The organism is Rufibacter glacialis, from assembly GCF_008271745.1.
GTDB lineage: Bacteria > Bacteroidota > Bacteroidia > Cytophagales > Hymenobacteraceae > Nibribacter > Nibribacter glacialis.
The window spans coordinates 747,129-772,226 of the sequence record NZ_VKKZ01000010.1 but is presented as its reverse complement, the minus strand read 5'-3'; the positions used below and the strand labels follow the sequence as shown (position 1 = coordinate 772,226).

Below are 25,098 nucleotides of genomic sequence, written 5' to 3'. Positions count from 1 at the left end.
CTTTTATCTTGCTACCTGATCCTGTGACCTAAATCACCCTTTGTGCAATCCTTCCAAATCCACACCGCCTATTCTCCCTGGTTTGCATTGCTTTGCCTGGCCGTAGGAGTGGGCGTTTCCTGGTTCATGTACCGCAGGGGTGGCCCCTGGCCTACCGGACTGCGGTGGCTCCTGGCTTCTCTGCGTGCCTTACTGGTGGCGCTGGTGTGCTTTCTGCTATTGGAACCCTACACCCGCCGTGTAAGGCAGGAAGAGATAAAACCCAAGGTGGTCTTAGCCTTTGACAATTCTCAATCCGTAGGCCTGTTCACCCAGAAAGCCGATCTTACCCGTACGCTACAGGGCCTGGATGCTCTGGCCGAGCGGCTGCGGAAAAGAGGGATGGAGGTAGTGACAGAGTCCTTTCAGGAGGGTGATTCTGCGGCCTCTTCTTTGGCCAGCATGCCGCTTCAGGCGCCGTTCACCAATCTGCATGCCTTGCTGGAGAAAGGGGAGAATGCCTTCAAAGACCAGAACCTGGCGGCTACGGTTCTCATTTCAGACGGTATCCATAACCAGGGCCCCACTCCCACTTTCCAGCTGTACAACGCCCCGGTGTACCCTTTGGCCCTGGGGGACACAATACCCAAACGTGATGTGGTGCTGGAGGAAGTGCAGTACAATAAAATCAACTACACCGGCACCTCCTTCCCTATTCAGGCCCGGCTGCGCCACAACGGGTTCAGTGGAACGGCAATGAATGTGCTGCTACAGGAGAATGGCAAGACGGTGCAGCGCAAAACGGTTTCTTTGCCCCGCGGAGGCACCAGCCAGACCACGTTTCAGGTTACGGCGGCCCAACCCGGCAAAAAGCACTTTGAGGTGGTGGTGCAACCGGTCACCGGTGAATTCACCCACCTGAACAATCGGCGGCACGCCTATCTGGAGGTCATCAAAGGAAAGCTCAAAATCCTGGTTGCCGCCGCCGCCCCGCACCCCGACATCAAAGCCCTGCGCAGCGCCTTGCGCACCAATCCGCTCCTGGACGTGGAAGTGGTGCTGGGACCATTCCAGAATCCGTCTTTCAAAACGCCCTATGATGCCGCCGTGCTGCACCAGATTCCCAACGCCAGCGGCGTAGGAACCGACTGGCTCCGCCGGTTGCGAAGCGACAAGGTTCCCACCTTCTACATCCTGGGGGCCCAGACAGATTTCAACTCCTTCAATGCCTTGCAAGCCGGTGTGCAGTTGAACCGGCCTTCGCCGCAGTTTGATGAGGTGCAGCCGCTGCTCAACCAGGCGTTCAAGCGGTTCTCCACGGAGCCCATCGCCCAAACCCGCGTCAGAAACTGGCCGCCCACGGCGGTTACCTTCGGGGAGTGGCAGCTGGCACCCGCGGCTGAGGTCATTCTGCACCAGCAGGTGGGTGCCGTGCGCACCACCAAACCGCTGCTGATTTACAAGCCCGCCGCCCCCACCCCTTCGGCCGTTCTGCTCACCGACGGTAGCTGGCAGTGGCGCCTTACCGAAGCCGTAGACCACGGCTCGGTCCAGATCTATGATGAACTCATGACGCACATGGTGCAGTTGCTGGCCAACCGCCGGAACCAGAAGCGCCTGCACGTGTACCCCGTGAAAGACGAGTTTGAGACCTCAGAACAAGTCACGCTCCAAGCCGATGTCTTCAATGCCGTACAGGAGGAAATCTTTGGGCAGACCATCAGCCTCACCCTTACCCATAACAACGGCAAGCAGACCCAGCATCGTTTTAAGCATGAGCAAGGCGGCGAGGGATTACCGCTGGGGAACTTACCAGTGGGCGTATACCGCTACACCGCCACTACCCGGGCAGAAAACCAGAACCACACCGACACCGGTGAATTTGTGGTGCAGGAACAGAACCTGGAATCGCTTCTGGCCGTGGCCGATCATAGTCTCCTGAGCCAGTTGGCCGAACGGTCAGAGACCCGCCTCTATTACCCCACGCAACTGGCCCAACTGGAACAGGATTTAATCAAAGCCGATTTCAAAGCCGTGCTGCGCAGCCATCAGGAAGAGAAAGACCTGCTGGAACAACCCTGGTTCTACTTCCTGCTGCTGGGCCTGGCCTGCACCGAATGGGCGCTGCGGCGTTTCTTTGGCACTTTATAAAAAGCAGCCAAAACACCCTTTTCCTGCAAGAGAGACCTTATGCCGTTATGGGTATACCCAACACTGCTTTGTATTCTTTGAGTAGGGTGAGCTTTTAAGGACCTTAAAAGGTTATCCGCCACTGGCGACCACCGCAACGCCTCACCCAACCGAAATAATCATTCGACTGAGACTAGCAGAAGTGGCATAGGCCCCTTCGCTCCTTTTGAGGTACCTCCACTTTGCAAGTCTAAGCACCCATGGGAAAGATGGAGCCTTAGATAAAAAGGACTCCTCCGGAATAAGTTGGTCGGCGGCTAGCAATTACAATAGTGCTTTTCCCACTAGTGCTCTCTGTCCGCTTTTTAGGCCTGTTTTCAGAAAGAAGGCCCAAAAACGAAACCAATCCCTTATTTTTAGGCTCACTTTCTATTCTACCCCTTGCAGTATTTTCTCCTGAACAAGCCCTTTGAGGTTCTTACCCAATTCACCGATGAAACAGGTCGGCGCACCTTGAAGGATTTCGTGCCGGTGCCCCACGTGTACCCGGTGGGCCGTCTGGACTACGACAGCGAAGGCCTGGTCCTGCTCACCGATGACAAGCAGTTGCAGCACCGGCTGTCTGACCCCAAGTTCAAGGTAGAGAAAACGTATTGGGCGCAGGTAGAAGGCGTACCTTCAGACGAGGCGCTGGACCAGTTGGAGCGCGGCGTTCTGTTGCAGGGCAAGAAAACAAGTCCGGCCAAAGCGCGTCTTTTAGAGGAGGTTACCCTTTGGGAACGCTCTAAGCCTATCCGGTTCCGGGCCAACATTCCTACCTCTTGGGTGGAGATCAAGATCAGCCAGGGCATGAACCGCCAAGTGCGCAAAATGACCGCCGCCGTGGGCTACCCTACCCTTCGGCTGGTACGCGTAGCCATTGGTCCGCTGACCCTTGGTTCGCTGGCACCCGGTGAATTCAGGGCACTTACCGCTGAGGAAGTAAAACAGTTGAATGGGCTGGCCAAACCCGTGAACACCTTCCAGCGGCCCTACAAGAAAAGATAAACCTTTTAGCCTGATGTAAGAAAAACAGGACTTAAACCGGCTTCTGTTCCTTTTTGGCTTGCAGCTGCATTCGGGCAACACCCTTGCTTAAGTCAGTTCAACGTTTCTGCCTACATCAAACCATAGGCTGTCGTGTTTAGGGTCCTTTCCCAGAAAAGAGGCGGAAAAACCTATTTCCTTGGTTGTCTTGAGCAGGCATGGTTTTTAGATTTCCTGCCAGACGACCTGCCTTTTCTAGGCTGGTTTTGTAAAAAACAGGCCAAAAGCGCATCCTCACCTGACATTGGCTGCCTATTGTGCGTATAGGCTATCTTATTACTTTCCGTAGAAATGACATTGTGTCACAAATTGGCTGAAATACGGCCTTGGCACATGTCTTGTTAATAAGATTGCATCAAGTGAAATCAGAAACTACTAAAATAAAACTATAGACAATGGGAAAAATCATAGGCATTGACTTAGGAACTACCAACTCATGCGTTGCGGTAATGGAGGGTAACGAACCAGTGGTGATTCCGAACAGCGAAGGCCGCCGGACTACACCGTCCATTGTGGCATTCCTGGATAACGGGAACGGTGAGCGTAAAGTAGGGGATCCTGCCAAACGTCAAGCTATCACCAACCCACAAAATACCATCGCGTCCATCAAGCGTTTCATGGGCCGCGGTTATTCAGAAGTAAAAGATGAGACCAGCCACGTGTCTTACAACGTGCAGTCTGGCAGCAACAATACTGTCCGGGTAAAGATCGGTGACCGTGAGTTCACGCCGCAGGAGATCTCAGCCATGGTACTGCAGAAAATGAAGCAGACCGCTGAAGACTACCTGGGTACTACCGTGACCGAGGCGGTGATCACCGTTCCTGCGTACTTCAATGACGCGCAACGTCAGGCTACCAAAGAAGCTGGACAGATTGCCGGTTTGGAAGTGAAACGGATCATCAACGAGCCTACTGCTGCTGCCCTCGCTTACGGCCTGGACAAAAAACACACCGACCAGAAAATCGCGGTATACGACTTAGGGGGTGGTACGTTTGATATCTCGGTCCTGGAATTAGGCGACGGCGTGTTTGAAGTACTGTCTACCAACGGTGACACGCACCTGGGTGGTGATGACTTTGACCAAGTGATCATTGCCTGGTTAGCCAATGAGTTCAAAGCCGAGGAAAACATGGATCTGCGCACAGACCCAATGGCGCTTCAGCGTTTGAAAGAAGCCGCTGAGAAAGCCAAGATTGAGCTTTCGTCTTCTTCTGAGACCGAGATTAACCTGCCTTACATCACCGCTACCCAGACGGGGCCTAAGCACTTAGTGCGCAAATTGACGCGGGCTAAGTTTGAGCAGTTAGCCGATGACCTGGTACGCCGTTCCATGGAGCCGGTTCGCAAGGCGTTACAAGACGCTGGCTTGCAGCCGTCAGACATTGACGAAGTGATCTTGGTGGGTGGTTCTACCCGTATCCCAAGAATCCAGGAGGAAGTAGAGAAATTTTTCGGCAAGAAGCCATCTAAAGGTGTGAACCCAGATGAGGTAGTAGCCATTGGGGCCGCTATCCAAGGTGGGGTATTGACCGGTGAAGTGAAAGACGTTCTTCTTTTGGACGTGACGCCGCTTTCCTTAGGTATTGAGACCATGGGTGGCGTGATGACCAAGCTGATTGAGTCTAACACCACTATCCCAACCAAGAAGTCTGAGACCTTCTCTACTGCTTCTGACAACCAGCCAAGTGTGGAGATCCACGTATTGCAGGGTGAGCGCCCCATGGCCCGCGACAACCGCACCATCGGTCGTTTCCACTTGTCAGACATTCCACCGGCGCCACGTGGTGTTCCGCAGATTGAGGTAACCTTTGACATTGACGCCAACGGTATCTTGCATGTGTCTGCCAAAGACAAAGGCACGAACAAAGAGCAGAAGATCCGCATTGAGGCTTCTTCCGGGCTATCTGAGCAAGAGATTGAGCGCATGCGCAAAGAGGCTGAGGCCAACGCTGAATCTGACCGCTTAGCCAAAGAGCAGGTAGAGAAAGTGAACCAGGCGGACTCTATGATCTTCCAGACCGAGAAGCAGTTGAAAGAGTACGGTGAGAAACTTTCTGCCGGAAACAAAACGGCCATTGAAGGTGCCCTGGCTGATCTGAAGAAAGCGCACGAGTCAAAAGACCTTGCCGCTATTGACAGTGCCATGGAAAGCATCAACAACGCCTGGCAGGCCGCCTCTCAGGAGATGTATGCTGCCACGGGCGGAGCCGGTCAACCAGGTGCTGACGGAGGTTTCGGCGGAGCACAACAACCAGGTTCTGACGGACAAGGCTCTGCTAAGTCTGCCAGCACTGACAACGTGACCGACGTGGACTACGAAGAAGTGAAGTAATAATAAAATTAGGTTTAGTTGAGAAAGCCTCACCGTTTTGCGGTGAGGCTTTTTTAATTGTTTGTGCTAAAGTACTCAGGAAGAGACGTTCCCCTAAGGTAAGCAGAGGAGCAAAGGCTTTAAGATATTGTTTAGCAAGAGGTGGTATGAACTTTGCCTTGAAATATCCTTAGAAACTTTTCACCCTTAAAACCCTGCCCTACGATAAAAGCAAAAATGACTGCGGTATTGTTTGCGGCCAGCCTTGCTCTGCTGGTTTGCCCGACCGCCTCTGCCCAGGAAAAGGATAAAAAACACAAAGAGGGCAAGGAGTATAAAGAGAATAAAGAAAAGAAAAATAAAAAAGACAAAGGCTACCAAGACCAGCAATGGCACGAAAACCAGAATGAACAAACCCGTCCGCGTGAGAATGGCGCCTTAGGCGGCATCTTAGGCCGGGTGATCCTGCCCCCAAGGGGCACAGCCGGTCCGCGGCAATTGCAAGGGGTACCCAAAGGCCATTACCCACCACCTGGTCAATGCCGGATCTGGTATCCTAACCGTCCGCCCGGGCATCAACCACCTCCCACTGATTGCCAGAATCTATATGGGGCAAGACTAGAACCGGGGGCATTCATCTTGTCTGGTGACCGGGCGTACGACGCCGAATATGATTGGCGAGAAGAAGAAAGACGTCGTCCTGGCTCCGTTACCCGTGATATCCTGGACATCCTGTTCCCCCGTCGTTAACTATACTTTACTCTAAAAGCAGAAGGGAGCGGCCATGGCCGCTCCCTTCTGCTTTTAGAGTAAATCAGTTCCTACTATCTGCCCTGTTTTTACAAAAGCAGTTCTTTTTCGTTCACTCAGGCACGAACCAGACGGCTATCTTTTTAATGCTTCGTACCTTTGCTTCTTTAGGAGCCAAAGGAGGACCAAAATGGATTTTATCACCTTAGATTTTGAGACAGCCACCTCTGACCGGGACAGCCCCTGTGAGATTGGGTTGACGTTTGTGCAGAATGGGAAGATTGTAGGCACTGAGGCTTGGCTCATCAAACCCAAATCCTATCCGTACTTCAACGGCTGGAACATCGCCATCCACGGCATTAAGCCCCAAGACGTGAAGAACAGCCCTGAGTTCAACGCCGTGTGGCAGGAATTGCAGCCGCTGTTGCAGAATCAGTTGGTGATTGCCCACAACGCCAGCTTTGACATGAGCGTGCTTCGGGCTACCCTGACCACCTACCGCCTACCCTTTCCAGAATTACAGTACGCCTGCAGCGTGCAGTTCTCCAAACAGGTGTGGCAAGGGCTTCCGCAGTATGATCTGAAATCGCTCTGCAACCGGCACGGCATCCAGTTCAAGCACCACCGCGCGGCGGCAGACTCTTACGCCTGCGCTGAATTAACCTTGCGGGCCCTGGAACAAACTAATTGTGGGTGTTTAGATGATTTCCCGGAGAAGCTGAAAATAAACTTCGGGCGGTTGTTTGACGGCGGGTATACGGCTTCTTCTGTAAAAAAAGCCCCTAAACCTAAAAAGACCTTTCCTTTTTAACAAAGCCTGATCTTAGGCTGTTTCTCTAAAATGAGGCAGATAACAAGCCATTAGGCCGAAGCTTTTTCCAGTTTAGTAACCCCCACAAACCCTCGGCCGCCTTCCACCACCACCTGCCAGCCTTCCCGGCGCAGGGCGCGCTTGATGAATTCGTTCAGGAAGCCGTGGGCTACCAACACGGCTATGCCATTGCTCTCCGCCTCCTGGGCCAGGTGTTGCGCGGCTTGGGCTGCCCGGACCTTGGCCTGCTTGAAACTCTCAATGTCTTTTTGGTTCAGACCCAATAGCCATAAAGCCCTTGATGTTACCTGCCACCAACGCAGCGGAAGCTTCCCTAAGGGTAATCCCCAGATTCGGTTCTCAAATTCCCGGAACGTGGCATCTTCTATAAGCTCCACCTCTGGCCCAAACAACATCACCGCGGTGGCTTTGGCCCGGGGCAAGGTGCTGCAGAAAACCTTTTGTATCTGGTCTAGCGGCAGGTGTTCACTGCGTTCTTTCACCTCCTCTACCGCGGCCTCATTATAATCTTGCAGGTATTGGGCCGCTTCTGCTTTGCTAAAGAAACCGTTCCGGTTGACCAAAGGCCGGGCGTGGCGGATGAGGAAGATGGCAGGTGCATTGTTTGGCATGGAAGAAGCGGGAAACAGGGTTCTTTGAAGGCTTTATACGTTCTCTTCGGGCTTAGGTCTTTTCTTTTGGACTTAATAAAAATAGTCCTATATTGCTGTATAAATATCCACATGAAGAGACTTCTACTGCCCCTGTTTGTATTATTCCTCTGTTTTTCAGCCGTTGCCCAACGGAATTTCCAGCCTGGCTACATTCTCCAGCAGAATGACACCATAAGGGGGTTGGTTGACCACCGGGGAGAAAAGAGAAGTGCCGTTAAAGTCAATTTCAAAAGGACAGAGGCCGGCCCCCTGGAAACATATGGACCAGCGGATATTCAAGGCTACGGCGTGGTGGATGGCCCCAAGTTTGAAGTACAGCGGCTGGCGAAAGAAAGCCCCGACCAAGACCGGTTTTTTACCCTCTTAGTCAAAGGCAAAGCCAGTCTCTATGCCTACCGTGATGCAGAAAGCCAAGACCGTCTGTACCTACACATGGGGGACTCTCTTCAGGAGCTGGTTTTCTATCATAACATTCAAGTGGTGGAAGGCAAAAGGGTAAAGGTCCCTTATCATGAGTACCGAGGCACCCTGAACCAAGCCTTCAAAGATTGTCCGGACCAAATGGCCGCAACAAAAAAACTGGCTTACAAACGAAACGCACTTACTGAAATCATAGCCCACTATAACCAGTGCAGCATGCCTGCCAGTTTAACGTATGTAGAAAAACCCCAAAAAGCGAAGATCACTTGGGGTGTTTCTGTGGGGGCCACTACTTCTACCCTAAAGGTGAAGGGAGGTCCCACCCCTCCAACCAGAGACCAAACCTTTTCCTCCTCTGCTGGTCCAGCGTTAGGTTTGTTCCTCAACACCACGCTGCCCTGGATCAACCCGAAGCTCTCTTTCCAGGGAGAGTTCCAATACACCCGCCAACGCTATACCTGGAGCTTCAGAGAAGAGGTCCATACGTTCGTTAAAGATTATCAGGTAGAACTAGATCTTCCTTATCTGAAACTTCCCCTTCAGGTAAGGTACACGTTCCCGGCAAAAAAGATTAAGCCTTATGTACAAGGAGGCATCATCAATTCCTACGCCATCAACTACAAACAAGAAACTACTTCCACCACCAGTTCTACCGTGGTACAGGAAAACTACTCGGTCAAGAAAGAACCTTATATGCAGGGGTTCAGGAAATACGCCCAGAGTTTGACGGTAGGCGGAGGCCTTTTAATCCCGGCTTGGTCTAAACACCAGTTCCTGTTAGAAGGACGGTTTGAGAAAGGAAACGGATTTTCCCCGTACAGTGGAATCTCTTCCGATACCAACCAGTTATACCTTTTGCTGGGATTCATCTTATAGCCCTTCTTTAAGGCAAGGCACCGTCAAAATGGTTTTGGGTTGGTTTTCATAAAATGGCTCAAAACCGCTTTTGCTTTTTATACACTATACACCACCTTATACAATTCCTCTTTCACCTGTTGAAAAGCAGGCAAAGAAAGCCTTTCCGGGTACGTCATCAACAGCAATGGTACCCAGGGCTTCTCAGGGCTGTACGGGGGCTGGGCGTAGGGATAAGGGTTCAGATGGAAGCCTGACCGTTCGTAGAAGTTGATCCGGCGCTGCGCCATCTCATTGAATGGTGGCTCCACCTCCAGGACAAGCGTTTGTTGCACTACTTCCCCTAATTTCTCCAAGGCGCGTTTGCCTATGCCTTTGCCTCTGGCGGTGGGCGTAACGGCAAAATGCTCTAAAAACACAAAACCTGTCAGTTGCCAATACCCCATGAACCCCACTAGTTCTCCCTCCGCGTGCAGGGTTATGAACCTGTAAATTGAATTCCGGAGCAACTGGGTTTGGGCCTCCAGGGTGCGCCGTTCTTCCGCTGGGAAAGCCTCTTCACACAACTGCCACGCCAAGGAAAACCCGGGCGTGGCAGTTGTAAGTATGGTCTGGAAAGAAAGCAAGGCCTAGTCTATTTCAAGGTCGCCGCGGCGGAGTTGCTCTACCGAGCGCATCACTTTGTCGCGCTGGGTGGTGCGGTGTTTCTCCAGGGCATCGGCTACTACAGCGTTCGTGCTGCCCAGGATCTGGGCGGCCAGAATACCCGCGTTGGTGGCGCCGTTGAGGGCTACTGTGGCCACGGGCACGCCCGACGGCATTTGCAAGATAGACAGAATGGAATCCCAACCGTCAATGGAGTTGCTTGATTTCACCGGCACGCCAATCACGGGCAGGGTGGTCAAGGCCGCTACCATTCCCGGCAAATGGGCTGCGCCGCCCGCCCCGGCAATGATGACCTTGAGGCCTTTCTTGCGGGCTCCCTCGGCGTATTCCAGCATGCGGTGCGGCGTGCGGTGCGCAGATACAATGGTCACTTCAAACGGGATGTTCAGTTGTTCCAGGATATCGGCGGCGCCTGCCATGACTTTCAGGTCTGACTGGCTGCCCATGATGATACCCACTAGGGCCGTGTGTTGCTCAGGAGATTGGCTCATGCAATGATTTTTAGACGGTTCTTTATGGTGTCTGCTTTTTGTTTTACTTCTTCAATAGTGGGGGCCAGTACCGTTAAGTGGCCCATTTTCCGGAAAGGCCGGGTAAACTTCTTGCCGTACAGGTGGATATGCACGCCGGGCTCCTGCAGGGTAGCTTCCAGTCCTTCATAGACCGCCTCGCCGGAAAATCCTGCCTCGCCCAGCAGGTTCACCAACACGGCCGGACAATGAGGTTCGGTATCACCCAGGGGCAAGCCCAGGATGGCGCGCAGATGCTGCTCAAACTGCGAGGTGGCGTTGGCTTTCATGGTATGGTGGCCGCTGTTGTGCGGACGAGGCGCCACTTCGTTCACCAGGATCTGGCCATCGCGGGTCACAAACATTTCTACCGCCAATAGCCCCACTATGTCAAGGGAAGTGGTCACGTGCGTGGCAATCTCAATGGCCATGCGCTGTAGCTTGTACGCGATCTGGGCTGGGGCCAGCAGGTAATCTACCAGGTTATGAGCCGGGTGCATGACCTGCTCCACCACCGGGAACGCCTTCACCTCGCCCTGCACATTACGGGCGCAGATCACGGAAATTTCCGTCTCAAATTCCACCAGCTTCTCCAGCACGGTTGGCCCTTGAAATGCCTTGGGGAAATCTTCTGCCGTAGAGAGGCGAGCTACGCCGTTTCCGTCATACCCGCCCCGGCGGAGTTTCTGGAAAGCAGGCAGGAAATCCACGTTATTTTTCAGTTCAGAGGCATCTTTCAACAGCCTGAACTCAGAGGTAGGAATGCTGTTCTGCAGGAAGAACTCTTTCTGTAAGCCTTTGTCCTGGATGGTTTGGAGTGAGGTGGGTTTGGGGTACACATGAACCCCCTCCTTCTCCAGCGCGAACAAGGCCTCTACGTTTACGTGCTCAATCTCAATGGTCACGTGCGTACACCGCTTCCCGAAGGCGTACACTGTGTCATAGTCTTTGAAATCCCCGTGCACGAATTCTTCGCAGAGATGGCGGCAGGGAGCGTATTCATCTGGGTCCAGCACCAGGGTGTAGAGGTTGAAGTCAAGGCCAGCCTGTAACAACATCCGGCCCAGTTGTCCGCCGCCCAGTATGCCTAATTTAATTGCATTCATGGTATGGAAAGTAAGCTGCTTTTGGTTCAAGGAGGATCAGGGCATTGCCTGCCTTGCCTGCTTAAACCTCAAATCTCAGCCTTGTGAAGGTAAGCTACAAGTTTTTGGAAAGGAATAGACGTATTTTTTATTCCCCTCTTTTCTTTTAAGAGGTAGTTGAAGCAAGCCTATTGGAACGGTTCTAAGTAAACAAGCCATCTACCCTTCCTTTAAATGATCCAAAACCCACATTAAATTTTTTTTATGTTTTATAAAAAGAGAGTATTCTAAGAATAAATATTCTTTTATATTTATAACCTATGACAACATCATATCGGCTGTTGCTGCTGGAAGATGATCTCACTCTGGCAAACGCACTTACACAAGCGCTTGATAAACAGAACCTTTATTCCCAGCGGGTAGAGGTTCATGCGGTGACGTATGACCAATTCGCGCGCCAGTTTGGTACCGGGCGTAATTCTACCCGTGAACTGATTCTTTTGGGTGGTAAGAGGGAGATAGGCTATAAACCAGACATCAGGTTACTCAAGGCCATGATCTCCCAGTTGGAACGGGCCCATATTTTCCTGCTCACGCCTTCCTCAGACGCCCAGGAAATCCTAAGCCTCTGGAAGCCTGGGGTAAGTGGCGTATTGGCCCGAGAGGAACAGGCCGCCGATTATCTGGTAAAGGCCATTCAACGCCTGCAAATGGTGCAGCAGAAACGGTCTTATTCCCGTAAATCTGCCCCGGCGCCCACCAGTTTCTGGAGCCGACTCCTGAAATAAGGATCTCTCCTACTTTCGGGCTTCTGGCCTTCGCTGTCTTCTCTTTATGGGTAATTTCCTGAATTTGCGTATTATTGGCCGCAATGGAAATCTTACTCGCAACGTTTTCGGCTCTATTCTCGGTGGTGAACCCCTTTGGGGCCATGCCTGTGTTTCTTACCCTCACGCATGATGATTCAGCCACCCGCCGTAACCAGCAGGCGCTCAGGGCTTGTATGTACATGGTTTTGATCTTGACGGTGTTCTTTCTGGCCGGACAGGCCGTGCTGGATTTCTTCGGACTCCGCATCCATGACCTGCGCATTGCCGGGGGCCTCATGATCATGCGGGCGGGTTTTGACCTGCTCAATTCTAAGTCTGAGGAAGGCAAGAAAATCTCAAAAGACGTGGTGGCTGAAGGCGTGGAGAAAGAAGACATTTCGTTTACCCCGCTGGCGATGCCGCTTCTCTCGGGGCCCGGTTCCATTGCGGTGGTCATCAGTTTGTTCACCAAATCACTCACCTACTCAGACATGGTGCTTACCGTGATTGGGATCATGCTGCTGGGCCTGGTGAGTTACATCATTCTGCTTTTCTCGCCCCGCCTGATGGTGTTCATGGGCAAAGCAGGCCTGGCGGCTCTGGCCAAGATCATGGGCTTTATTGTGCTTTCTTTAGGAGTGAGTTTCATTGTGACAGCCATGCTGGCCCTGTTCAAATAGACTAAACACCTTGGCAGAGGCGGCTTGTTTTAGGCCTTTTTTGGTAAAACAGCCCTGAAATAAGCCACTTTTTGGTTCCTTCCGTGTATTCTGACTCAGAACTCCCGACTCAGACCTCAGGACTCATTTTTATGCCTTATCTTTGCGCCATGCAATTAAAGAACGACTTGCTACTGCGGGCTGCCCTGGGGCAGCCAACTGAACGAACCCCTGTTTGGCTTATGCGCCAGGCAGGCCGTATTTTGCCTGAGTACCGCGCCGTGCGCGAACGCCTTTCAGGCTTCAAGGAACTGGTGGAAACGCCTGAACTGGCCGCTGAGGTCACCATTCAGCCGGTTGACTTGCTGGACGTGGATGCCGCCATTATCTTCTCAGATATTCTGGTGGTACCTGAGGCCATGGGCTGTACCTATGAGATGATAGAGAAACGCGGCCCTTTGTTCCCCAACACTATCAACTCTGCCGCTGACGTGGAGAAGATGCGGGTGGCAGACCCGTATGAGCACCTGAACTATGTGCTGGAGGCCATCAAAGTCACCAAGCGCGAACTGAACGGGCGGGTGCCCCTGATAGGGTTTGCCGGTGCCCCCTGGACTATTTTCGCCTATATGGTGGAAGGCAGCGGCTCCAAAACCTTCTCCAAGGCCCGCAAGATGCTGTATGAAGATCCTGCGCTCTCTCACCAATTGCTGCGCAAGATCACAGATACCACCATTGCGTATTTGAAAGCCCAGGTAGCTGCCGGCGCTGATTTGATCCAGGTGTTTGATTCCTGGGCTGGCATTTTGCCCCCTGCGCATTACAAAGAGTTCTCTTACCCTTACATAGCAGAAATTTGCCGGGCCATCACAGATGTTCCGGTGACGGTATTTGCCAAAGGTGCCTTCTTCTCGTTCGCCGATTTCGCCCAGCTGGACTGCCAGGTACTTGGACTGGATTGGAACATGAACGTGGCAGACGCCCGGGCCGCCGTAGGCGACGGGAAAACCCTTCAAGGCAACCTAGACCCTTGCGCGCTCTACAACAACTTTGAGGGCGTGAAGCGCGAAACCATCAAAATGCTGGAAGCCTTCGGCCCTCACCGCCACATCGCCAACTTGGGCCACGGCGTGTACCCAGACACCGACCCAGAGAAAGTGAAATGCTTTATCCAGACGGTGAAAGAGTACAGCCACCGGTAAGCGTTTTAAGTCTCTTTTTGAAAAACCCATACAAAAACGGCCTTCTGTTCAAATGAGCAGGAGGCCGTTTTCCTTTGTAGAAAGGTATTGATTGCTAGCTGCCCTAGCTAAGTAAAGATTCCCCCTTAGAAGGGGGCGAAGGGGGATGTTTACACCTGCCGGTCATGGCGTTCCTTGTTTTTTGTTCTTGTAGAGACCAGGCACCGCCTTGTCTCCAACGCATCCTCCACCAGAAACGGTGATTTCTTGGAAGACAACCTCCGTTATCATCAAACCAGACAGCGGCTTCTCCTGCCATTGGCACGGACACTCGTAGGAGCTGCGCACACTACGAGGTCTTTTGGGCAGACCGTATTACAAGATGTTGGTTATTTGCAATGCTTTCCGGGACTTTCCCAAAAAAGGCCTCAGAACACCTTTACTTCACATGGACACTTCCCTTCCGCAAGTTTAGCGACAGCGTACCTTGTGGTTCTCTCTATTAGCAAGTTTTCAACTTGCCTTCTGCCTCATTTCACCAACTGCTTTACTACAAAAGAAAGGAGGCTCAAAACGGTAATCCGTTTTGAGCCTCCTTTTCAGAAAACAGCCGCAAAAAGCGCCTTATACTTTTACCTCAAACACTGCCAATTCCCGCTGCAACACCAGAGAATTCTGGGCTTCCTGCTGCAACTGTTCCCGGTCAATAGGCACTACGCCCACATGCTCGCAAACCAAGCCTCCGCCCAAATTAGCCAGTTCAGCCAAGGCAGGCAAGGGCAAGCCAGCCGCCAAACTTAAAGCAGCAATGCTCACCACCGTGTCACCGGCGCCAGAGACATCAGAGATAGACCGGATGTGGGCATCTAAATAGGTTTTCTCCTGGGTAGCAGACTGGCAGAAAACTCCTCGCTCAGAGAGCGTTACCAATACATTCTCCAGGGCCATCTGCTCCTGCAAAGCGGTCACGGCGTGCTCGAAGGCTTCATGGTTCGCATCAGCGAAGTCAACTTTGAGGCCTTCCTTGAGTTCTTTCAGGTTGGGCTTGAACAGGGTGCTGCCTTTGTACGACAGGAAATTCTTCTTTTTGGGGTCTACCACGGTGGGCACGGCGGCCTCTTGGGCAAGAGAGAGAAGTTCCCGGATCACTTCGGCACTCAAGACACCTTTGTCATAATCTTCAAAGATCACCACATCTGCCTGAGGTAACAGGTGCCGGAAACGCTGCACCAGGGCTTTCCGCTCAAAGGGCGTCAGGTCGGTTTCCACCTCTGAGTCTATCCGGAGCAACTGCTGGCCGCCAGAGATGATGCGTTGCTTGACGGTGGTGGGGCGCTCAGGGCTCAGGACGATGCCTTCCTGGGTCTGGCCTTGCTCCTGCAACAGGCGCAGCAGGGCGGCTCCTTCTAAGTCATCGCCTACCACAGAGCACAGCAGCGGCGTGGCGCCCAGGCTCTGGATATTCAGGGCTACGTTGGCAGCCCCGCCCAGACGCTGCTCCATCTTGATACGGTTCACAATGGGCACCGGCGCTTCCGGCGACAGCCGCGAGGATTTTCCCCAGAGGTAAGCGTCAATCATCACATCGCCCACTACCAGGACCCGCAGCTGGCTGAAACGGTCAAATAGGGCGGCTACAGTATGCTGAATAGACATTCAGGAAGATAAATAGGGTGGAAACAAAACATTGGATAACCCACCTTATCTGTAGGCGCGTTATCCAATGTTTAGGCAAAGGTAGTAAGAAAATGTGAGACCCGTTTTTAGCTCAGTTTGGCTAAACTAGCCTTGATCCGCTCCAGGGCCTCAATCAATTTGGCGTCTGAGGCGGCAAAGGAGAACCGAATACACTGCGGCGCACCAAAAGCCCCGCCTTCCACCAACGACACGTGCGCGTCATTGAGCAGGTACATGGCCAGGTCATTTGAGTTCTCGATTTTGAGGTCACCGGCTGACTTCCCGAAATACGCACTCACGTCTGGGAAAATATAGAAGGCGCCCTGCGGCACATAGGTTTTGATACCCGGAATATCGTTCATCAGTCCCAACACCAGATCGCGGCGGCGCAGGTAAGAAGCGCTCATTTCCTCAGCCGAGGCTCTTCCGCCTTCCAGAGCGCCCTGAGCGGCTTTCTGGGCAATGGAACAGGTACCGCTGGTGATCTGGCTTTGCATTTTGTCGCAGGCGTCGGCAATGTCTTTATGGGCGGCAATGTAGCCTACGCGCCAACCCGTCATGGCATAGCCTTTGGAGAAACCGTTTACCGTGACCACACGGTCTTTGATAGACGCAAAACGTGCCAGGCTGTAATGCTCACCGGTGAAGTTGATGTATTCGTAGATCTCATCGGCGATGACGTGGATTTGGGGGTGTTTTTCCAGAATGGCGGCAAAAGCGGCCAGCTCGTCTTTGGTGAACACAGAACCCGTTGGGTTGCAGGGCGAGGAATACATGACCAGCTTGGTGTTGGACGTGATGGCGTCTTCCAGTTGCTGCGCCGTGATCTTGAAGTCATTTTCCAAAGTCCCGCGCACCATCACCGGAACGCCTTCGGCCAATTTCACCACCTCTTCGTAGCTTACCCAATATGGGGAGATGATGATCACCTCGTCGCCGGGGTTCACCAGGCACATCACCGCGTTGGCAATGGACTGTTTGGCACCGGTAGAGACCACAATGTTCTCAGGGCCGTACTCCAGGCCGTTGTCGCGTTTCAGCTTCTCCACGATGGCCTTTCGCAGCTCGGGGTAACCCGCTACCGGGGTATAAAAGGTGTAGCCATCATCAATGGCTTTCTTTGCGGCATCTTTGATGTACTGAGGCGTCTGGAAATCAGGTTCCCCAAAGCTCAGGTTGATCACATCCACTCCCTTCGCCGCTAACTCACGGGCCTTCTTCGCCATGGCAATGGTCTGTGATTCAGCAAGGGAGGTGATGCGGTCTGAAAGTGTTTTTTGTTCGGTAGTAATCATCTGGTAAGAAGACTTAAAGGTGTGGCCCAAAAATAGAAGCTTTTGCTGTTTTTATAGCGTACTTGACCATAATTAATTAATCCTGTATCAAATCGCGCTGTATTCCTATAAAATAGTGAAGAACAAGGCGTCTCCCTTCCTTTAAACGAGGTTTACCGGGACGAAGTATAAAAGCCTTCCTCCCCCCTAATACCCGATGCCGGGGAAAGGGTTTTAACTCACGCCACCCGCCGGCCCAGGTTAGGCAGATTGCGGGCCAGGATCAGGAGGTCAGCATAGGCCGTGTATTCCTTCGCGTACACCACCTCTATCTGCCGCGCCGCCGCCGGGCTGATCCTGGCGCTGGAGATCTTGTCTACCGGCGAGAGGATGGCGGGCCGGGCGTCTGGCGTGGCCGTGGCCTTGAGTCCCACCCACTGGTATAGGCCCACCAGGTTTCCGAGGCAATTTTTCAAAAACTGCCCCTTTCCTTTGATGCGCCAGATGAGCACCGGAGCCAGGAGCAGCAGCAGCACACTCACCAGCGAATTGAGCACCACTTTGTTGCGCTGGTGGTACGGGTTGAGCAGGTTTACCTCAATGTGCAGGGCGTAATAATCGCCGCGGGTGTTTTTAGACGATGACCCGATAATGTAGGCGCTGTTCTCCGGCAGTATCTTGAACTCCACCGCCCGGTTGTGGATCTGCACCATCCACTCAATGATCTGCGACACGGCCAGGTCTTTGCCGCAGAAAATAAGCTCGTTGATCTTGTAGATCTCAATCACCTCTTTGATCTGCTGAAGATCTGCGGGGGTGTGCTGCGGTTCAAACTGGGTCAAAGGCTCCTGGGCCCCGGCCTGCCGAAGCAGCGAGGAAGCCCGTTTCACCTCTTTACCGCTGCCCACCACGGCAATGCGCTTGGTTTTAGGTTCCCCAAACCGCCAATGCCCGTACTCCTGGAAGTGCCAGACCAGGCGCCAGAACGTCATGCCCACCAGCCCCAGCAGCACGGCTACCAGTACATGCTTTTTATTTATTTCGCCCACAATGCTCACTATGCTGGAAAAAGCCACGAGCAGGATGCTGCCCCACAACATGCCCTGCACCAACCGGTTCAGCCGCGGGGGTTTGTCATAGGCGCCGCTGAAGAAGGCCGTACCTAGCCACACCCCAAAATAGGCCGCCCACATGGGCGAAGGATCCAAAGACATGGGGTTGGGCACCACCTTCTCCCCCACCATGGCCCCCAATGCCAGGCACAGGCCGTCCAAGGCCAGGGGGAACACGCCCTGCACCCCCCGGTAGACGAGCGCCAGGGCCGCCCGAAGGTAGATGGCCAACCTGATCAGGAAAGAGTACACCCGCGCCTGCCTACCGCTGAAGTGCTTCTCAGCGAAGATGCGCATGGCCCGGTAGAACATGAACACGTAGTTCACGCTGGTTTTGCGGGTGCTCTCGCCCTTATAATGGATGATGCGGGTCTCCGGGAAATAATAGACCTCAAAGCCGCCCTGCTTAATGCGGTACGAGAGGTCAATGTCTTCGCCGTACATGAAGAAGTCCTCGTCAAGCAGACCTACTTTCTCCAGCACCTCATCGCGCATGAACATGAAAGCCCCGGCCAGGATATCTACGGGGTGCACCTGATCCTGGGGCAGATGGCCCAGATGGTAACGGTTGAAGAAAGCCGAGGTGGGAAAAAGGGCCGCCAGCCCGAATACCTTGGAAAAGGCCACCCAGGGCGTGGGCAACCCGCGTTTGGATTCTGGCAGGAACTTACCGGCCCCGTCCATCATCTTCACACCCAGCGCCCCGGCGTTGGGGTGCTCCTCCATGAACCGGAAGCATTTGCAGAAAGTGTCTTCCTCTACCACCGTGTCTGGGTTCAGCAGCAGGATGTATTTCCCCTGGGCTTGCCGGATGGCTTGGTTGTTGGCCTTGGAGAAACCTAAGTTCTCCTGGTTGGCCAGCAGTTTCACCTCGGGGAACCGCCGCCGCACCATCTCCACCGATCCGTCTACCGAGTTATTGTCTACCACGAACACCTCTACCTGCAGCCCCCGCACCGCCTTCCGGACGGAAAGCAGGCATTGCTCCAGAAAATAGCTCACGTTGTAATTGACAATGATGACGGAAAGGTCTTTCAAACAGGGTAACGTTGGGTCAGATAAACGGGGGTATAGTATTGGATGGTAAGTTCAGAAAAGAAAAGCGAACGTAAAAAAAGCAGGAACGATTGTTCCTGCTTCTGTATGCTTTTAGGCTTATTTTTATAAAAACAACCAGAAACTACCCTTGGCTGTAAGCAGTCCGGTCCAGAATGCTGCGGCCCAGGGTGATCTCATCGGTATACTCCAATTCGCCGCCCACCGGTACGCCTCTGGCGATGCTGGAGATGCGGGCTGGGTACTCTTTCAGTTTGCGGGTAAGGTAAAAGGCCGTAGTGTCGCCTTCCATGGTCGGGCTCAAAGCCAGAATGATTTCTTTCACCCCGGAAGTGGGCAACCGCTCCACCAGAGACTGAATGTGCAGGTCTGAGGGCCCCACGCCTTCCAGGGGAGAGATAACGCCGCCCAGCACATGGTACACGCCTTTGTACTGTGAGGTGTTCTCAATCGCGATCACGTCGCGCATGTCGCTCACCACGCACAGCAGCGACCGGTCACGGAGCGGGTTGGAACAGATGCTGCACACCTCCAGGTCAGAGATATTGTGGCAGGTTTTGCAGTACCTGATGCCGGTACGCATGCGCAGCAGGGCCTCAGAAAGTTGTTTTGTATCTTCGGTTTCGGCTTTGAGCAGGTGCAACACCAGGCGCAGGGCGGTTTTCTTGCCTACTCCGGGTAACTTGGCCAACTCTTCTACCGCATTCTCAATCAGCTTAGAAGGGAAATTCATCCGTTAGTTCAGGGTTAAACGATATCTGCTGAGATACCCCGGTCATGGATGGCGGTGCACATGATCTCCAACTCAGAGAAGGTGCCCAGTTTCACGGTGCACTTCCCTTTGTAATGGATCAGCATGGTACATTGCTCAGCCTGTTCCTGTGTGTGGCGGCAGACCTGCACCAACGCGTTGATCACGTGCTCAAACGTGTTCACGTCGTCGTTGTACACCACCAGCTCGCGCACGTCAGTGGTTTCCTCCATCAACAGCACGTCTTCCTGCTCCAGAATTTCTGTTAGAATGTCCATAACACAAAATTAAGCAATAAACATGAGTTTAGGAAGCCTGCGCGGCTTGGGTCTCAGCAAAAGTAAAACAGTTAAAAAGTGCCGCTTGTTCCTGAAAAAAAAGGTAGTTTAGCCTTATTTTTGAGAGAAGAATCAGTCCGGAAAACCTTTGTCTACCCTCTGTTTCCGGCTTGTTTTTTGTATTCCAACCCAAAAACCCATGCTTAAAAAATCACCTACCCTGGCCGTCTTCCTGTGGCTGTCGCTTTTGTCTTCTTTTACGGTTTTCAGCCAGGGAAAGCGGCTCACCATGGAAGATGCCTTCCTGAACCCCAGCCTCTCCCCCGCCAACCTGCGGCAACTCACCTGGGTGCCCGGCACCAATGACTACAGCCACACTAATGACAAAAATGACCAGTTGCTGCGCGGCTCGGTGCGGGAAAACGCCAAGGTAATAGTGACGGCCACTGACCTAAGCGCGGCGCTGGAAAAAGCCGGCGGCGCCAAAGTCCCTACCGTGAGCGGCCTGGAATGGCTCAACGCCACTGATCTGCTGGTAAAGCAGAAAGGCCAGTTTTACCGCTACAACACGCAAGCCAAAACCGCGCAGGCTTTTTACAAGGTAGATGCCGCCGCAGAGAACCTGGACTTTGCGCCTAACAAGCAGCGCGCGGCCTACACCAAAGCCCAGAACCTGTTTGTCTCGCAACCCGGCGCCGAGGACAAGCAGATCACCCAGGAAAGCAACCCGGCCATCGTGAACGGGCAAGCAGCGCATCGCTCTGAGTTCGGGATCACCAAGGGCACCTTCTGGAGCCCCAGCGGCAACAGCCTGGCCTATTACCGCATGGACCAGACCATGGTCACCGATTACCCGCTGGTAGACATCAGCACCGTGCCGGCGAAGTTGAACAACATCAAGTACCCCATGGCCGGCGGCAAAAGCCACCACGTGACGGTGGGCGTGTATCATGTGGCTTCGGGCAAAACGATCTTCCTGAAAACCGGCGAGCCCGCTGAACAGTACCTCACCAACCTGACCTGGAGCCCCGACGAGAAATCCATTTACCTGGCCGTGGTGAACCGTGCCCAGAACCACATGTGGCTGAACCAGTATGACGCTAACACCGGCGCCTTCGTGAAGACCTTGTTTGAGGAGAAAAACGACAAGTGGATTGAACCAGAGCGCGGCCTGTACTTCGTGCCTGGCAAACCAGATCAGTTTGTCTGGTTCAGTGAGCGCGACGGCTATGACCACCTGTACCTCTACAACACCAACGGCCAGCTGATCAGACAACTTACCAAAGGCGAGTGGATTGTGAAGAATCTGGTGGGTTTTGACAAAAACGGCCGCGAAGCGTACTACACCGCCACCGCCGAAAGCCCCCTGGAGCGCCATTTCTACGCCGTGGAACTCAGCAGCGGCCGTACCGGTCGGCTGACCCAGGGCAGCGGCGTGCACAACGTCACGTTCAGCCCTACCGGCCAGTACTTCCTGGACAATTACAGCAGCCCAGTGACGCCCCGCACCATCAGGATCTTAGACACCGATGCCGGAAAAGTAGCCAAAACCCTGCTGGTAGCTCCCAATCCGCTGCAAGACTACCAACTGGGAGAGACCACCATCTTCCCCATTAAGGCCGAAGACGGCACAGATCTCTATTGCCGCATGATCACACCGCCTAACTTTGACGAGAAGAAAAAGTACCCGGTGGTGGTGTACGTGTACGGCGGGCCGCACCTGCAGATGATCACCAGCAGCTGGCTGGGCGGTTCTAACCTCTGGATGCAGCACATGGCCCAGAAAGGCTACATCGTGTTTTCCCTGGACAACCGCGGCTCCGCCGATAGAGGACGTGCCTTTGAGCAGGCCATCTTCCGGCAGGCGGGCGTGGCCGAGGTGAGCGACCAGATGAAAGGCGTAGAATACCTGAAAGGCCTGCCCTACGTTGATACCAACCGTCTTGGCGTGCATGGCTGGAGCTACGGCGGCTTCATGACCACCTCTTTGATGCTCAAGCAGCCCGGCGTGTTCAAGGTAGGCGTGGCCGGTGGCCCGGTGATTGACTGGAGTTTCTATGAGGTCATGTACACCGAACGCTATATGGACACTCCCCAGGAAAACCCTGAGGGCTACAAAAACGCCAACTTGCTCAACCACGTCAAAAACCTGAAGGGCAAGCTGCTCATGATCCACGGCACCGTGGATGACGTGGTGGTATGGCAACACAGCCAGGCGTTCCTGAAAAAAGCCGTGGATGAGGGCGTGCTGCTGGACTACTTCGTGTACCCGGGCCACCCGCATAACGTGGGCGGCAAGGACCGCGTGCACCTCTACAAGAAGGTGACCGAGTACTTTGACGAACATTTGTAGTAAAGCTCATTTTGGCTCCTTCCGGCCAAAACAGGTTAAAAACAGAAAGGGCGCTTCTATCACAGAGGCGCCCTTTCTGTTTAAATTTCAATTTCTATCTTTGGTCAACCCTTCCTTACTGACTTCTATGAAAAAACTTTTATCCGCCCTCCTGCTCTTTGCCTCTTCATTTGCATCAGCCCAAACCATTGCTCCCGAAAACAGAATTGTAGTTATGGGACAGGCTACAGTAGAAGCTCCGGCGGACCAAGTAAGCTTCAATATATATCTTTCCTCCACAGACACTTTGAGCCTTGACAAGATGTATGCTGAGCACAAGGCTCTGGAGTCTAAGATTGTTAGGATTCTGAAAGACCTGGACATTCCTTCAAACAAAATTTCTTATTCGTTATTCTCTGTGGGTAAACGCCCTTCTGATGCAGAAAAAGACGAAGACCGCGTTTGGTATTTTGAAGGAGCACAGGAAATTTCTTTCACCATTGATTCCTTGAGAGCATATGCAGGCATCAGAGACCGCCTAATCAGAGAGGGAATTATTACGTTTGGTAGCGCCTTTTTATCTTCTAAAGAGGAGGAAATGAAAAAAGAGGTATTAGCGAAAGCAGTCCAAGTGGCTGCTGAAAAAGCTCAGGTTTTAGCCAAAGCAGGCAACAGGAAAATTAAGCGCGTAGTTAAAATTGCGGACACTGATGACAATGATCCTATGTTTATTAATTATTCTAACGACACCATGTACGCCGCTGCCGCTGGTGCATCTGGCCGTGAAGAAGGTACTTTGATTGAAATCCCACAGAGCATTTCCTTATCCGCAACCGTGAAAGTAACCTTCCAACTTAAATAACCACCTCTCACCAAACACCATACCCATGTTCAAACGCATTCATTTCTGGGCTATTCCTTTGAGCGTAGGCCTCTTGGCCGGTTGCCAATCTGGCGGCTCCAAGGAAACCACTTCTACCAGTGCCCCTTCTGAAACCTCTCCTTCAGAAGTCACCTTAGATAGCTACCGCACTTATGTAACGGCGCTGGCCGCTGATGACATGGAAGGCCGCAAGCCCTTCACTAACGGCGAGAAGAAAACCCTGGCTTACCTGGAGCAAGAAGCCAAAGCGCTGGGACTGGAACCGGGCAACGGCGACAGCTTCCTGCAAGAGGTGCCCCTGGTGGAAATCACCTCTACCGCCGCACCTACCATGACCGTGAAAGGCAAACAGACCATGACCTTGAAAGGCCTGGAAGATTACGTGGTGTGGGCCAGACGCCCCGAGGAGAACGTGACCATCAAAGATACGGAACTGGTATTTGCGGGCTTCGGGATTGTGGCACCGGAGTATAAGTGGAATGACTACGCGGGGCTGGACGTGAAAGACAAGATTGCCGTGGTTGTGGTGAGTGAACCGGGCTTCAATTCTGAGGATACTACCTTCTTCAAGGGTAGGGACATGACTTATTACGGCCGCTGGACGTACAAACTGGAGGAAGCCGCCCGCCAGGGAGCCAAAGGCTGCCTCATTGTGCATGACCCCGAGACCGCCGGCTATGGTTTCAAAATTGTGCAGAACAACTGGAACACCTCTAAATTCTACCTCGTGCCCAAAGGCAAAGATGTGCACCACAACGCCATGGAAGGCTGGATCACCACGCCCGTGGCCGAGAAACTATTTGCCGCCGCCGGCAAGAACTACAAAGCCGAACTGGCGCGCGCCGCCAAGCCAGGTTTTAAAGGCAGCCCCTTGGGTTTGACCATGAGCACTTCACTGCAAGCCAAGGCCAAGTATGACAAGTCCTATAACTTTATTGCCAAGATTTCCGGGGAGAAACGACCAGAGGAAGCCATTGTCTATTCGGCGCATTGGGATCACTTGGGTATTGGCAAGAAAAACGACCAGAATGACAGCATCTACAACGGTGCCGCTGACAATGCCAGCGGTACGGCCGGTCTGTTGGCAGTGGCCAAAGCGTTCAAAGCCCAGCAACAGAAGCCAGACAGAACAGTCGTTTTCCTGTCAGTGACCGCTGAGGAGCAGGGCTTGCTGGGATCTGCCTACTACGTTGAGAACCCGACGTTCGCCAAAGAGAAAACCGTGGCCAATCTGAACATGGACGTGCTCAACCCCTTCGGTGCCACCAAAGACATTGTGCTCATTGGCATGGGACAGTCTGACCTGGAGGAGATGTTAGCTGAGGAAGCCCAGAAAGCCGGCCGCTACATTGCCCGTGAACCAAAACCCGAATCCGGCTTATACTACCGCTCAGACCACTTTAACTTCGCCAAAACGGGTATTCCGGCATTGTTCACCGGTATGGGCACCGACCATATCCAACTCGGCAAAGCCGAAGGCAAGAAATTACGGGAAAATTACTCCGCCAAAATTTACCACACACCCAATGACCAGGTGAACGAGGCGTTCAAGATGGACGGCGCCGTGGCAGATTTACAGCTCTTGTACCAATTGGGCAGACGCCTGGCCTTCTCCAATGAATGGCCGCAGTGGAAAGCCGGTTCTGAGTTCAAGGCGGTTCGGGACCAATCCATGCCGAAGCCATAATTTCCATTTGTTTTCGGCCTCTTTTGCCGGAAACAGGATCTAAACGGCAGTGGCTGGCTCTAGGGTAGAGCCAGCCACTGCCGTTTTAAGAAAACAGCCTGGAAACAGCGTTTCCTGTAAGC

21 protein-coding genes are annotated in these 25,098 nt (G+C 53.1%); 12 read left to right on the top strand and 9 right to left on the bottom strand.

Annotation, left to right across the window (positions count from 1 at the left end; genetic code table 11):
• Window positions 1-42 precede the first annotated feature (42 nt).
• From FOE74_RS04080 to FOE74_RS04060, 5 genes are all read left to right on the top strand, one after another.
• Window positions 43-2,130: a vWA domain-containing protein gene (locus FOE74_RS04080; RefSeq protein WP_149097311.1), complete on the top strand. Its 2,088-nt coding sequence runs from the start codon at window positions 43-45 to the stop codon at window positions 2,128-2,130.
• Window positions 2,131-2,550: 420 nt separating this feature from the next.
• Window positions 2,551-3,156: a pseudouridine synthase gene (locus FOE74_RS04075; protein WP_149097310.1), complete on the top strand. Its 606-nt coding sequence runs from the start codon at window positions 2,551-2,553 to the stop codon at window positions 3,154-3,156.
• Between the two features lie 434 nt (window positions 3,157-3,590).
• A complete protein-coding gene (gene dnaK / locus FOE74_RS04070) occupies window positions 3,591-5,528 on the top strand; it encodes a molecular chaperone DnaK (RefSeq protein ID WP_149097309.1) in 1,938 nt (645 codons plus the stop codon).
• A 216-nt stretch (window positions 5,529-5,744) separates the two neighbouring features.
• Window positions 5,745-6,257: a hypothetical protein gene (locus FOE74_RS04065; RefSeq protein WP_149097308.1), complete on the top strand. Its 513-nt coding sequence runs from the start codon at window positions 5,745-5,747 to the stop codon at window positions 6,255-6,257.
• Between the two features lie 190 nt (window positions 6,258-6,447).
• Complete coding sequence (locus FOE74_RS04060) at window positions 6,448-7,068, top strand: 3'-5' exonuclease (protein ID WP_149097307.1); 621 nt, start codon at window positions 6,448-6,450, stop codon at window positions 7,066-7,068.
• A gap of 50 nt (window positions 7,069-7,118) precedes the next feature.
• Here the strand turns inward: FOE74_RS04060 and FOE74_RS04055 are convergent, their stop codons facing one another.
• Window positions 7,119-7,700 (bottom strand): histidine phosphatase family protein, encoded by a 582-nt coding sequence (locus FOE74_RS04055; RefSeq protein WP_149097306.1) that lies wholly within the window; start codon window positions 7,698-7,700, stop codon window positions 7,119-7,121.
• A 111-nt stretch (window positions 7,701-7,811) separates the two neighbouring features.
• Between FOE74_RS04055 and FOE74_RS04050 the strand changes: the two genes are divergently transcribed.
• Entirely contained in the window at window positions 7,812-9,038 is a 1,227-nt protein-coding gene (locus tag FOE74_RS04050; RefSeq protein WP_149097305.1) for an outer membrane beta-barrel protein, read from the top strand.
• Window positions 9,039-9,115: 77 nt separating this feature from the next.
• Here the strand turns inward: FOE74_RS04050 and FOE74_RS04045 are convergent, their stop codons facing one another.
• From FOE74_RS04045 to FOE74_RS04035, 3 genes are read right to left on the bottom strand one after another with little or no spacing between them, the layout of a single operon-like run.
• Window positions 9,116-9,643 carry a GNAT family N-acetyltransferase gene (locus FOE74_RS04045; RefSeq protein WP_149097304.1) on the bottom strand — a complete coding sequence of 176 codons (528 nt, stop codon included), beginning with the start codon at window positions 9,641-9,643 and terminating at the stop codon, window positions 9,116-9,118.
• A gap of 3 nt (window positions 9,644-9,646) precedes the next feature.
• Window positions 9,647-10,174 (bottom strand): 5-(carboxyamino)imidazole ribonucleotide mutase, encoded by a 528-nt coding sequence (purE, locus tag FOE74_RS04040; RefSeq protein ID WP_149097303.1) that lies wholly within the window; start codon window positions 10,172-10,174, stop codon window positions 9,647-9,649.
• A complete protein-coding gene (locus tag FOE74_RS04035) occupies window positions 10,171-11,298 on the bottom strand; it encodes a 5-(carboxyamino)imidazole ribonucleotide synthase (protein ID WP_149097302.1) in 1,128 nt (375 codons plus the stop codon). The genes purE and FOE74_RS04035 overlap by 4 nt, the downstream gene beginning before the upstream one ends.
• Window positions 11,299-11,597: 299 nt before the next feature.
• Between FOE74_RS04035 and FOE74_RS04030 the strand changes: the two genes are divergently transcribed.
• The 3 genes from FOE74_RS04030 (at window position 11,598) to hemE (ending at window position 13,947) form a co-directional block, all read left to right on the top strand.
• Window positions 11,598-12,065: a hypothetical protein gene (locus FOE74_RS04030; RefSeq protein WP_149097301.1), complete on the top strand. Its 468-nt coding sequence runs from the start codon at window positions 11,598-11,600 to the stop codon at window positions 12,063-12,065.
• An 83-nt stretch (window positions 12,066-12,148) separates the two neighbouring features.
• Complete coding sequence (locus tag FOE74_RS04025) at window positions 12,149-12,766, top strand: MarC family protein (protein ID WP_149097300.1); 618 nt, start codon at window positions 12,149-12,151, stop codon at window positions 12,764-12,766.
• A gap of 149 nt (window positions 12,767-12,915) precedes the next feature.
• Entirely contained in the window at window positions 12,916-13,947 is a 1,032-nt protein-coding gene (gene hemE, locus FOE74_RS04020) for a uroporphyrinogen decarboxylase (RefSeq protein WP_149097299.1), read from the top strand.
• A 603-nt stretch (window positions 13,948-14,550) separates the two neighbouring features.
• Here hemE and FOE74_RS04015 read toward each other — a convergent pair.
• The 5 genes from FOE74_RS04015 to FOE74_RS03995 form a co-directional block, all read right to left on the bottom strand.
• Complete coding sequence (locus FOE74_RS04015; protein WP_149097298.1) at window positions 14,551-15,582, bottom strand: bifunctional heptose 7-phosphate kinase/heptose 1-phosphate adenyltransferase; 1,032 nt, start codon at window positions 15,580-15,582, stop codon at window positions 14,551-14,553.
• 107 nt (window positions 15,583-15,689) lie between these two features.
• The gene (locus FOE74_RS04010) at window positions 15,690-16,898 is read right to left on the bottom strand and encodes a pyridoxal phosphate-dependent aminotransferase (protein ID WP_149097297.1); all 1,209 of its coding nucleotides are present in this window, start codon (window positions 16,896-16,898) and stop codon (window positions 15,690-15,692) included.
• A gap of 218 nt (window positions 16,899-17,116) precedes the next feature.
• Window positions 17,117-19,027 (bottom strand): glycosyltransferase family 2 protein, encoded by a 1,911-nt coding sequence (locus FOE74_RS04005; protein WP_149097296.1) that lies wholly within the window; start codon window positions 19,025-19,027, stop codon window positions 17,117-17,119.
• A 142-nt stretch (window positions 19,028-19,169) separates the two neighbouring features.
• A complete protein-coding gene (gene recR, locus FOE74_RS04000; RefSeq protein ID WP_149097295.1) occupies window positions 19,170-19,778 on the bottom strand; it encodes a recombination mediator RecR in 609 nt (202 codons plus the stop codon).
• A gap of 14 nt (window positions 19,779-19,792) precedes the next feature.
• Entirely contained in the window at window positions 19,793-20,074 is a 282-nt protein-coding gene (locus FOE74_RS03995) for an ATP-dependent Clp protease adaptor ClpS (RefSeq protein WP_149097294.1), read from the bottom strand.
• A 199-nt stretch (window positions 20,075-20,273) separates the two neighbouring features.
• On the opposite strand from FOE74_RS03995, the gene FOE74_RS03990 reads away from it, so the two are divergent.
• From FOE74_RS03990 to FOE74_RS03980, 3 genes are all read left to right on the top strand, one after another.
• A complete protein-coding gene (locus FOE74_RS03990) occupies window positions 20,274-22,427 on the top strand; it encodes a S9 family peptidase (RefSeq protein ID WP_149097293.1) in 2,154 nt (717 codons plus the stop codon).
• A 127-nt stretch (window positions 22,428-22,554) separates the two neighbouring features.
• Window positions 22,555-23,268 (top strand): SIMPL domain-containing protein, encoded by a 714-nt coding sequence (locus FOE74_RS03985; RefSeq protein ID WP_149097292.1) that lies wholly within the window; start codon window positions 22,555-22,557, stop codon window positions 23,266-23,268.
• A gap of 25 nt (window positions 23,269-23,293) precedes the next feature.
• Window positions 23,294-24,976 carry a M28 family metallopeptidase gene (locus FOE74_RS03980; RefSeq protein ID WP_149097291.1) on the top strand — a complete coding sequence of 561 codons (1,683 nt, stop codon included), beginning with the start codon at window positions 23,294-23,296 and terminating at the stop codon, window positions 24,974-24,976.
• Window positions 24,977-25,098 lie beyond the last annotated feature (122 nt).